9 protein-coding genes (1 of these 9 running past the window's edge) are annotated in these 10,376 nt (G+C 66.0%); 5 read left to right on the forward strand and 4 right to left on the reverse strand.

Annotated elements, in window-relative coordinates; genetic code table 11:
- The first annotated feature begins 76 nt into the window (after window positions 1-76).
- The 5 genes from ACWPM1_RS12635 to ACWPM1_RS12655 all read left to right on the forward strand — a co-directional run bounded on the left by ACWPM1_RS12635 (window position 77) and on the right by ACWPM1_RS12655 (window position 4,026).
- Window positions 77-547 (forward strand): outer membrane protein assembly factor BamE, encoded by a 471-nt coding sequence (locus ACWPM1_RS12635; RefSeq protein WP_455695265.1) that lies wholly within the window; start codon window positions 77-79, stop codon window positions 545-547.
- A gap of 36 nt (window positions 548-583) precedes the next feature.
- Entirely contained in the window at window positions 584-1,144 is a 561-nt protein-coding gene (gene hslV / locus ACWPM1_RS12640) for an ATP-dependent protease subunit HslV (protein ID WP_455695266.1), read from the forward strand.
- 44 nt (window positions 1,145-1,188) lie between these two features.
- Window positions 1,189-2,223, forward strand: a complete 1,035-nt coding sequence (locus tag ACWPM1_RS12645) for an acyltransferase family protein (protein WP_455695267.1) — start codon at window positions 1,189-1,191, stop codon at window positions 2,221-2,223.
- 30 nt (window positions 2,224-2,253) lie between these two features.
- Window positions 2,254-3,564 (forward strand): ATP-dependent protease ATPase subunit HslU, encoded by a 1,311-nt coding sequence (hslU, locus tag ACWPM1_RS12650; protein ID WP_455695268.1) that lies wholly within the window; start codon window positions 2,254-2,256, stop codon window positions 3,562-3,564.
- A gap of 63 nt (window positions 3,565-3,627) precedes the next feature.
- The gene (locus ACWPM1_RS12655; RefSeq protein ID WP_455695269.1) at window positions 3,628-4,026 is read left to right on the forward strand and encodes a GFA family protein; all 399 of its coding nucleotides are present in this window, start codon (window positions 3,628-3,630) and stop codon (window positions 4,024-4,026) included.
- 19 nt (window positions 4,027-4,045) lie between these two features.
- On the opposite strand, the gene ACWPM1_RS12660 is transcribed toward ACWPM1_RS12655, so the two are convergent.
- The 4 genes from ACWPM1_RS12660 to ACWPM1_RS12675 form a co-directional block, all read right to left on the reverse strand.
- A complete protein-coding gene (locus tag ACWPM1_RS12660; protein WP_455695270.1) occupies window positions 4,046-5,989 on the reverse strand; it encodes a prolyl oligopeptidase family serine peptidase in 1,944 nt (647 codons plus the stop codon).
- Window positions 5,990-6,074: 85 nt separating this feature from the next.
- Window positions 6,075-7,895 carry an ABCB family ABC transporter ATP-binding protein/permease gene (locus tag ACWPM1_RS12665; RefSeq protein WP_455695271.1) on the reverse strand — a complete coding sequence of 607 codons (1,821 nt, stop codon included), beginning with the start codon at window positions 7,893-7,895 and terminating at the stop codon, window positions 6,075-6,077.
- 41 nt (window positions 7,896-7,936) lie between these two features.
- Entirely contained in the window at window positions 7,937-8,908 is a 972-nt protein-coding gene (locus ACWPM1_RS12670) for a retropepsin-like aspartic protease (RefSeq protein ID WP_455695272.1), read from the reverse strand.
- 54 nt (window positions 8,909-8,962) lie between these two features.
- Window positions 8,963-10,376, reverse strand: the 3' portion of a protein-coding gene (locus ACWPM1_RS12675) for a lipopolysaccharide biosynthesis protein (protein WP_455695319.1). The gene runs 80 nt beyond the window's last position; the window shows 1,414 of its 1,494 coding nt (coding positions 81-1,494); the start codon falls outside the window, past its right edge; its stop codon occupies window positions 8,963-8,965.

Genomic DNA, 10,376 nt, shown 5'->3' on the forward strand with positions numbered 1-10,376 from the left:
CGATTGCCAGCGGGCGCGCGCTTGCCTAAGGCGCGAGCGAGGCCTTGGCGCCAAGACGATACGAAGAGGGAATTCGATGACGGCACTCCGGTTCATGGGCGCGAGCGTGCTGGCCGCGGCGGCGCTGGCTGCCGGCGGTTGCTCGTCGATCCGGGAAAGCCGCGGCTTTATCGCCGATCCCACGCTTACGCAGTCGATCGCCGCGGGAGTGGATAACAAGCAGTCGGTCCAGGCGACCCTCGGCCAGCCCAGCTTCCAGAGCGAATTCGGCGATCCGACCTGGTACTATGTTTCCAGCATCACCGAGCGGGTGCCCTTCGGTCGCCCCCGCATCGCAGAGCACTCAGTGCTGGCGGTGAAGTTCGACGCCGCCGGCAACGTCGCCTCGGTCGAGCGCAGCGGGCTCGACAAAGTGGTCTATATCTCGCCGGACGGCGACGAGACCCCGACCTTGGGCCGCGAGCGCAGCTTCTTCGAAGACCTGTTCGGCAATATCGGGGCGGTCGGCGCGCCGGGTGCCGCTCAGCCGGGCGGCCCGAACGGCTAGCTTGAAGCGCCCCTCCAACGCCCCATATCGGCGGGCATGGACGAGAGCAGGAATTCGCACGGGCTGACCCCGTGGCACGGCACCACGATCATCGGTGTCAAGCGCGGAGACAGGACCGTCGTCGCGGGCGATGGCCAGGTCTCAATGGGCAATACGGTGATGAAGCCGAACGCGCGCAAGGTGCGCCGAATCGGCAAGGACGGAACCGTGGTCGCCGGGTTCGCTGGGGCCACTGCCGATGCCTTCACGCTGTTCGAGCGGCTCGAAAAGAAGCTGGAGCAACATTCCAACCAGCTGATGCGCTCCGCGGTGGAGCTGGCGAAGGACTGGCGGACCGACAAGTATCTGCGCAACCTCGAGGCGTTGATGATCGTCGCCGACAAGGACGTGCTGCTGGTGCTCACCGGCAATGGGGACGTACTCGAGCCGGAAGGCGGGATCGCCGCCATCGGTTCGGGCGGCAACTACGCGCTGGCGGCCGCCCGCGCGCTCGCCGATTACGAGGACGATCCCGAAAAGATCGCGCGGCGCGCCATGCAGGTCGCGGCCGAGGTGTGCGTGTTCACCAACGACCGTGTGACGCTGGAAACCGTCTAGCCCGGTTTGCCAACCGGGCGGCGCTGACCTAGCGCCCGTCTCGCGTGGAGGCCGACAGCAAAATACCCTCGATCCAGCTGCTGCGCGGCCTGGCCGCCCTGGCGGTGGCGAGTGTGCACCTGTGGTTCGGCTTCGCCAGTTACGTCGACAGCCGCGCCGGCGCGCCGCCCTGGTCGATAACGGTTTCCCAGACCGCCGTCGCTTCGTTCTTCGTCGTCTCCGGCGCGGTGATGGTGATCTCGTCGCGCCGGCTGTTCGGCAGCCCGCGCGGCACGATCGTGTTCTGGCAGCGCCGCGCGATCCGCGTCTTTCCGCCTTACTGGATCGCGACTCTGGTGTTCGCGGTGATCGCCCTTTGGCTGGCGCTGCCGGTCGATGGAGGCCACGTCGCCCGCTCCCTGCTTTTCATTCCCGCCGAGGGTTCGCGGCAAGTGCCCTTCCTGCCCTTCCTGTGGCCGGGGTGGACGCTGTTCTACGAGCTCGTCTTCTACGCGATATTCGGAGCCTTCGTGTTCGCTGGCCGGGCCAAGGCGATCGGCTATACCTCGGCGATCCTGGTAGCGGCGGTGGCAAGTGCGGCGATCTGGCCCCCCGAGACATACCTGGCCGCCGCGTTCGCCCGCCCGATCGTGCTGTTGTTCGTGGCTGGATTGGGCGCCGGCCTGTTCCTCGACGCCGGCCTTGCCGTCCCGGCTTGGCTGCGGGTCCTCGCCGGCCTCGGCGGGACGGCCTTGCTAGTGCTGGGGCCCGGAGTGCCGTCCGAAACGCTCGGATGGGACTGGCTCGCCGGCGCGGGCCTCCCAGGGTTCCTGTTCTCCGTCGCCATCGCCGGGGGGCCGATACCCGGGCGCCTCATTCGGCCGTCCCATTGGCTGGGCGACATCAGCTACGCGCTCTACCTGCTGCACATTCCCTTCGCGCACGCCTGGATTCAGGTCTTCAACGTCTGGTTGCCGCACCCCGGCGGCTCGATCGGCTATATTGTGACAGCGATACCGCTCGTTCTACTATTATCGTGGGTGTTCCGCCGTTGGATCGAGCGCTTCATTGCACACTTGTTGAACCCGCGTCCGGCTTGAACCGGGCCCGGCGCGCCCCACATGCCGGGCATGACGGGATCCATCGAAGCGCTAACCCCCAAAGCCATCGTCGCTGCCCTCGACGAGCACATCATCGGACAGCAAGACGCCAAGCGAGCAGTCGCGGTGGCGCTGCGCAATCGCTGGCGCCGCCAGCGCCTTTCGCCCGAGCTGCGCGACGAGGTAACGCCGAAGAACATACTGATGATCGGGCCGACCGGCTGCGGTAAGACCGAGATCAGCCGCCGGCTGGCAAAGCTGGCCGAAGCGCCGTTCGTGAAGGTCGAAGCGACCAAGTTCACCGAAGTGGGCTACGTCGGCCGCGATGTCGAACAGATCGCTCGCGATCTCGTGGAGGAGGCGATCCGGCTCGAAAAGGACCGCCGCCGCGAGGCTGTGCGCGAGGCGGCGAGCAAGGCGGCGATGGACCGCCTGCTCAAGGCGCTCGTCGGCGAAAACGCCAGCGAGGCCACCCGCGAGAGCTTCAAGCAGCGCATCACTCAGAACGCAATGAACGACATCGAGGTCGAGATCGAGATCGAGGAAGCGCCGGCGATGCCCTTCGATCTCGGCGGGATGGGCGGCAACGTCGGGATGATCAACCTGTCCGACATGATGCAAAAGGCGATGGGCAAGTCGCCCCTGAAACGGCGCAAGCTCAAAGTCCCCGATGCGTGGGACAAGCTGGTCGACGAGGAAGCCGAGAAGCGCATGGACCAGGACGACGTGGCCCGCGTAGCGCTCGCGAATGCGGAGACCAACGGCATCGTCTTTCTCGATGAGATCGACAAGATCGCGGTCAGCGACGTGCGCGGCGGTTCGGTGAGCAGAGAAGGGGTCCAGCGCGACCTGTTGCCGCTGATCGAGGGCACGACCGTCTCCACGAAATACGGACCGATGAAGACGGATCACGTGCTATTCATTGCCTCGGGCGCTTTTCATGTAGCCAAGCCATCCGACATGCTCCCCGAGCTCCAGGGCCGGCTTCCGATCCGCGTGGAGCTTACCGCGCTGAGCGAGGCGGATTTCGTTCGCATCCTCAGCGAAACGCGCGCCAACCTGGTCACCCAGTACAAGGCGCTCCTCGGCACCGAGGACGTGACGCTCGAACTCGGCAACGATGCGATCGCCGAAGTCGCACGCATTGCCGCGCAGGTGAACGAGAGCGTCGAGAACATCGGTGCCCGCCGCTTGCAGACGGTGATGGAAAAGCTGCTCGAGGAGCTGAGTTTCGAAGCCGAAGACCGGAAGGGCGAGACCGTCACCATCGACGCCGCCTACGTGCGCGCGCGGCTCGAGGGCCTGGCAGGCGACGCCGACCTTTCCAAGTATATCCTCTAGTCTTCGCTTGCTCCCGGTTGGGCCCCCGCTAGGCTGACCTTACTTGCCGAGGGGGGTATGACGATGCCGAGCGGAGGATGTCACTGCGGGGACGTGCGCTATGTTCTCGACGGGGATATGCATCACCACGCAGTTTGTCATTGCGCGGATTGCCGGCGATCCTCGGGCGCCCTGATGGTGCCGTGGGTCGCGTTCGACATGGCGGCGCTGACGCTCGAACGCGGTACGCCGGCGATCTATCGCTCGTCCGAGCATGGCGAGCGTCACTTCTGTCCCAAGTGCGGCACCGGCCTGTTTTACTACAACGAGCAGATGCTGCCCGGCATCGTTGACGTGCAATCCGTCACGTTCGACGAGGCCGAGGCATGGCCGCCACAGGCGCACATCCAGACGGCTGACAGCCTCCCGTGGGAAGAAACGCTGGACGGACTGCCCCGGTTCGAGCGCTACCCCGGTCAATGAGAACACTGCCCCGCGGGCTTCAGCGTCCCAGCAGGTACTTTTCCCAGAATGCCAACTGCGCGAGGAATGCGTAGTCGGAATTCGCCTTCTTCGCGAAGCCGTGCCCCTCGTCGGCGGCGACGACGTGCCATGCCTCGCCACCATTGGCCCGGATCGCGGCCACCATCTGGTCCGCTTCGGACTTGGGCACGCGTGGATCGTTCGCCCCGGTGATGACGAACATCGGCTTCTCCATCTCGTTCACGCGGGTGAGCGGCGAGATGGCGGTGAGCTTCGCGCGCTGCGCGGGATTGCGTTCGTCGCCGTACTCGACCCGTCGGAGGTCGCGACGGTAGGGATTTGTGTTTTCGAGGAAGCTCACGAAATTGCTTATCGCGACCGTGCACTGCGTAGCACGGAGCTTGTCCTTGAGCTGGACGGCCGCCGCGTAGCACATGTAGCCGCCGTACGATCCGCCTGTCAGCCCGACGCGCTCGGCATCGACCGCTGGATTGGTGCGAATGATGTCGAGCAGGGCGGCCATGTCCTTGACCGAGTCCTCGCGCTTGAACGGGCCGTTGTCGAGGCTGACGAAGCGCTTGCCATAACCGGTTGAGCCCCGGACATTGGGATAGAACAGGCCGATGCCGAGCTCATTGGGGTAGTAGTTGGCACGCCCTCGGAAGCCCGCGGTGCTTTGTCCTTCGGGCCCGCCGTGCACGTCGAAAATCAACGGGCGCCTACCCGGGAACTTGGCCGGATCGGGGAGGTAGAGCAGTCCCGAAACCTCAAGCCCGTCGAAGCTCTTGGCCTTCACGATCGACGGTGTGACGTTGGCCGCGGGATCGAGCCCCCCGGTTTCGCTGCGAGTCCAGCGGGTGAGTTCCATGGTTGTGGGATCGAGCGACCACACGTCGCTTGGGCTGGTGGCCGAACTCAGCGAGAATCCGATCTCCCCCCACGGCGCGATTTCGAGCCCGCCGATCACACTGGCGGGCAGTGCATCCACCGGTCTGATCGATCCAGAGCCCACATCCAGGATGCGCATCCGGTGCGCCCCGGCTTCGTTGACGATATAGACGATCGTGCGGCCATCTTCGCTCAGGTCGAAGCTGTCGACATCCCACTTCTCGTTCGACACCGCGGCGAACCGGCCGGTTACAGGATCGAGCTTTCCCAGCCGAGCGAAGTCCGAGCCTTCGTCGCTGATAACCCAAAGCGTGCCGTCGGGCGCAACCTCCAGCCCGCCATAAGCGATCTCGGCGGCCGTTTTGCCGATCGGCGCCAGCTTTCCGGTTGCGAGGTCGAGCCGGTAGGCGTCGGTGTTCTGGACCGACTGCCCGTTGAAGACGTAAGCCGTGCGATTGTCGCGCGAGAAACCGGCGATCTGCCAGCCGCCTCCCTTCACCTCCACGACCATGCGCGATGACGACGGGTCGCGCGGGTCCATGACGTAAAGGTCGGTGTCGGCCCCGTTGCGACGCGAGGACGAGAAGCCGACGAGCGACCCGTCGCTGCTCCAGGCGCCAAAGTTGTTGCGGCTCTTGCCGTCGGTGAGGAGAGCCAGGCGGCCATTCGCCAACGTGTAGAGCTGATAATACTCACCGCCTCCTCGATCCTTGGAAGCCACCAGCACGTCCCCGCGCGCTGGTGCATAGCTACCGCCCACAGGCTCGGCCTCGAAGCTCATCTGGGTCCGTGCCCCCATGGGGGTTTCGACGCGGTGGATTTGCGACGTATTCGCGAAACGCGTGTTGATAAGCACCGCGCGCGTCTTGGGGTCCCAGCCGGAAAAGCTCGCCGCGCGCGACTCGAGGTGTGGGCGTACGCGGTCGACGAGCGATAAGGGTAGCGATGGCACTCCTTCGGCAGTAATGGCCGGAGGAACCGGCACCGCGGGTTCCACGGGCGCTGCTTGCGCGAGAGCGGGGATGGGGGCGGACCCGGCCAGCAAGGCGGCGGCGAATAAGTTAACCCTCTTCATGACAATCTTCCCCAAGGTATCGCCGCTCTTATCGAGCGGTTCCAATGACCTAGCGCTAGCGTAGCGCTATGCGGGAGACAATCGCCTACTCCGCCGCTTCGCCAAGTTCCTCCCGCTCGGCCTGCTGCCGCGCCCACATTTCCGCGTAGAGCCCGCCCTTGCGCAGGAGCTCCGAATGGCGGCCGCTCTCGGCGAGCCTGCCGTGCTCGAGGACCAGGATGCGGTCCGCATCGGCGACGGTCGACAGGCGGTGCGCGATCGACAGGCTGGTACGGTTGGCGCTGACATGGTGCAGCGTCGCGAGGATTTCTTCCTCGGTTCGACTGTCGAGCGCGCTGGTGGCCTCGTCGAGAAGGAGGATCGGCGGGTCCTTCACCAAGGTACGGGCGATCGCGACGCGCTGCTTCTCCCCGCCCGATAACTTGAGCCCGCGTTCGCCCACCTCGGTCTCGAAACCCTGCGGTAGCATGTCAATGAAGCGCTTGATTGCGGCCCCTTGAACCGCTCGATCGATATCATCATGCGTTGCACCGTCGCGTCCGTAGGCGATGTTGTAGCCGATCGTATCGTTGAACAGCACGCTGTCTTGTGGGACGATCCCGATCGACGCGCGCAAGGACTCCTGGGTCACCTGGGCGATGTCCTGCCCGTCGATCGTCACCCGCCCGGACCATGGGTCGTAGAAGCGGAACAAGAGCCGCGCGATCGTGCTCTTGCCTGCGCCCGAGGGGCCGACGATCGCGTAGTGGCCGCCGGCCGGTACTTCGAATGACAGGCCGTGAAGGATGGTGCGGTCGGGTTCGTAGCCGAACACCACGTTCTCGAACGCGACCACTGGCCGCCGCACGACCAACGCGGGGGCGCCGGGTGCGTCGGCTACCTCCACGGGTGTGTCGATCAGCTTGAACATCGCCGCCATGTCGATCAGGCCCTGGCGGATGGTGCGATAGACCATCCCGAGCATGTCGAGTGGCCGGAACAGTTGGGTGAGGTAGGTCTGCACCGCCACGAGATCGCCCACGGAGAGCTCGCCCTTGCTCCACTTCCAGACGGTGAAGCCCAGCGCGAACAGCATCAGCGCGTTCATGATCACCGCCTGGGTGATATTGAGCAGCCCGAGCGAGTTTTCTGACTTGATGGCCGCTTCGGCATAGGCTTTGGCGGCCCGGCCGTAGCGCTCGCGCTCGCGCGCCTCCGCGCCGAAGAACTTCACCGTCTCGTAGTTGAGCAGCGAATCCACCGCGCGGGCAAGAGCGGTGCCGTCGAGGTCGTTCATGCGCCGCCGGAGCTCGGTGCGCCATTCGGTGATCCAGCGGGTCGCGGCGATGTAGACGGCAACCGTGATGGCGGTGGCGACCACCAGTTCGCCCCCGAACAGGGTGTAGAAAATGATCGCCACCGCGATCAGTTCGAGGATGGTCGGCGCGATGTTGAAGAGGATGAAATAGAGCATCGAGTCGATGCTCTTGGTCCCGCGCTCGATGGTTTTGGTCACCTCGCCGGTTCGGCGCCCGAGGTGGAAGCGCAGCGATAGCTGGTGCAGCCGGGCGAAGGTGTCTTCCGCGAGGTTCTGGGTCGCTTCCTGCCCGACCCGCTCGAACACGATGTTGCGCACGTTGTCGAACAGGGTGCCGAGTAGGCGCGCGGCCACGAACGCGATGACGAAGCTAAGCGCGACCCACATCAGCGGATCGCCGGTCGCGGCCATCGTGTCGACGAGGTTCTTCATCGCCAGCGGGGTCGCCAACGCCACCCCTTTCGCCAGCAGGACGAGGATCATCGCGCCGACTATGCGCGCGCGCAGGTCCGGCCGGCCGGCCGGCCAGAGGTAAGCGAAGAAGCGCTTGAGTGTCGCCCAGCCGTCGTAGTCGGCCAGCGGCGTTTCGGGATCGTCCTGCGGCGGCATCCGCGTCCATGTGGGCGGCACCGGCAGGTTAGGCAATGGCGCTACATCCGCATGCCGTCCCAGGCCGGCGGGCGGGTACCGCGGGGAAGGTCGAAGAGCACGGTCCGTTCCGCGAAGTCGATCGCCACCCGGTCGAACATGCGCAGGTCTTCGATCCCCAGCACCATCGCGGGCTTGTCCGCCAGGTCCAGCGCGGCGAAGGCGGGAGCGTCGGAATAGATCATCGATAGCCCTTCGAGCTGCAACGAGCCGGAGCCGCCGCGCCCGCCCATCCGCAACGTGCGGCCCCCGTCGAGGCGTCCGGTGATGGTGGAGCCGGTCACGTCGGTCGCGGTGACTTCGTTACCCTTGCGTGTCCGCAACTTCTGCTGGAGCGCCAGATTGCCCAGTGAGCCTTGCGAGCCGGTGTCGAGCACGACGGCCGTCCTCACGCCATTGACCTCGGCATCGGTTATGATCAGTCGGCCGCGCTTGTTACGGGCGCGGACCACGATCTCATATCCGCGGTTGCCGCCCAACGCCTGCGCGTCGTCGACCGAGATCGTCTGGCGGCGAAAGTCGATCATTACCCGCAGGTCCTGCAAGCTATCGAGGCCGAGGATGCCATCGGCCCCCATGTGCTGCGCTTCGAGGAGCGGGGCCTGCAGCGCGTCGAACACCCGCGAGGCAAACTCCAGACCGTCGAGGCGGACGAGGTCGACCTGCTTGCGCGAGGCCATTCCCACCACGGTCGCCTGGCCCATGGTCGGCAAATTGAGCCGGTCGCGCAGCGTCCGGCTGACCGCGGTGGCCTGCGATCCGGTGTCGATCATGAAACGGAAAGGGCCCTGGCCCTCGATCGTCACCGGGATGGTCATCCGGCTGTAGCGGTCCGCCTCGCTGACAACCACCTCGCCCGTCATCGCGCTGAGCGCGCCCGGCTCGGCCAGCGTAAAAGCCGGATCCAGCTCGCTCGGCTGCCCGGCAGCTATCAGAAGAACGGCGGCGACCCCGATTGCGGCCTGCTTGGCCATGGCGAGACTCCTCAGGGGTGGAGAGTAACACGCTGCGACCGGTTAGAACAACGGTCAGGCCGGGGCGATTTCGCGCCTCACCACGAAGGCGTAGATCTCCCGCAGCATCTCCCTCGCGAACAGCAGGAGGGCGCCGGCGTAACTGGCGAGCCCGGTGCCGGCGAGGATCGCGACCTCCGCAGGCGGGGGCAGGGGTGGCAGCATCGCGCGCACCGCCAGCACGGCGGCCGCCATCGCGGTTGTTGCCACCGCCGCGGGCGCGAGCGCCTCGACGAGCTCGCGCCAACGGACGCCGATCTGCGGCAACGTAAGAAAGTAGGTCAGCGCTAGCAGGGTCGGCGCTCCAATCCACCACGCCGCCACCAGCCCGGCCGGGCCGGCGCCGACGCATGCGACGAACAGCAGGGGAAAGAGTACCGCGCCCGCACCGTTCGACATCATGTAGGTCCGCGGGCGCCCCATGCCGTTGGTTGCCGGGCTACAGACGATCTGGAGCGCGAAGGCGGGCATCGCCAAGGCGAGCCCCGCGACGATCGGGCCCATCGCGGCCCACTTCTCGCCGAACAGCGTAAGTACCGCAGGTCCTGAGACCAACGCGAGCCCGACGTAGACCGGGCCGACGACGAGCGCGACCATCCGCTGCACCTTGAGGAACAGCGGGCCGAGCGGACGGCCGCTCTTGTAGAGTTCGGCATAAGCGGGGAACGCGACCTCGTTCACCGGCGGGAGGAACCGCGCTGTGACAATCAGCGTGAGAAAGAGCGCCTCCGAATAGAGACCGAGGTCGTGGGTGTCGAAACTCCGGCCGGCGATGACGATGTCGCTCTGGCTCTGCACGATCCACAGGAGCTGACACAAGGTGAGCGCGCCGCCGAAAGCGGCCAGGTCGCCGGCGCCGCGGAAGTCGAAGACGGGCTTCACCAGCACGCGCGCGGCCAGCGTCAGCCCGATCGCCCGGGTGCCAAACATGGCGATGGGTGCGTAGACCAGGGCCCAGACTCCGAACCCGCGCCATGCAAGCAGGAGCGCGGTGGAGGCGCCGACCAACGCCGTGACGAGGTTGACGAGCCCTTGCTTGCGAAACTCGATCCGGCGCGCGAGCAGCTCCTGCGGCAGCGCCGAGAAGGGGATCGTCAGGAACAGCAGCGCCTGGACCCGCAACATGTCGGCAACCAGCGGCTCTCCGTAATAGCGGGCCGCGAAGGGAGCCAGGCTGAACTGTGCGGCCGCTAGCAAGCCGTTGAGCAGGAGGAGCAGACCGAACACCTGCCCGATCCGCCGGTCGTCGAGTCGATCGGCCTGGACCAGCGAGGTCGCGAACCCTTGGCCGTTGAGGAAGGCGAGCGCGGTAACCACCGCCTGCGTCATGGCATAGAGGCCGTAATCGCTTGGCTCCAGCAGGCGGACGACCACGATCGTCGAGGTCCACGTGATGACTTGCGCCAGCGCCTGAGTACCCCAGCGCCAG

The organism is Tsuneonella sp. HG249 (assembly GCF_053819205.1).

Excerpts from the sequence above, each read along its gene's own strand:
- ACWPM1_RS12635 (WP_455695265.1), top strand. The coding sequence starts at position 77 with ATGACGGCACTCCGGTTCATGGGCGCGAGCGTGCTGGCCGCGGCGGCG.
- hslV (WP_455695266.1), top strand. The coding sequence starts at position 584 with ATGGACGAGAGCAGGAATTCGCACGGGCTGACCCCGTGGCACGGCACC.
- hslU (WP_455695268.1), top strand. The coding sequence starts at position 2,254 with ATGACGGGATCCATCGAAGCGCTAACCCCCAAAGCCATCGTCGCTGCC.
- ACWPM1_RS12655 (WP_455695269.1), top strand. The coding sequence starts at position 3,628 with ATGCCGAGCGGAGGATGTCACTGCGGGGACGTGCGCTATGTTCTCGAC.
- ACWPM1_RS12660 (WP_455695270.1), bottom strand. The coding sequence starts at position 5,989 with ATGAAGAGGGTTAACTTATTCGCCGCCGCCTTGCTGGCCGGGTCCGCC.
- ACWPM1_RS12665 (WP_455695271.1), bottom strand. The coding sequence starts at position 7,895 with ATGCCGCCGCAGGACGATCCCGAAACGCCGCTGGCCGACTACGACGGC.
- ACWPM1_RS12670 (WP_455695272.1), bottom strand. The coding sequence starts at position 8,908 with ATGGCCAAGCAGGCCGCAATCGGGGTCGCCGCCGTTCTTCTGATAGCT.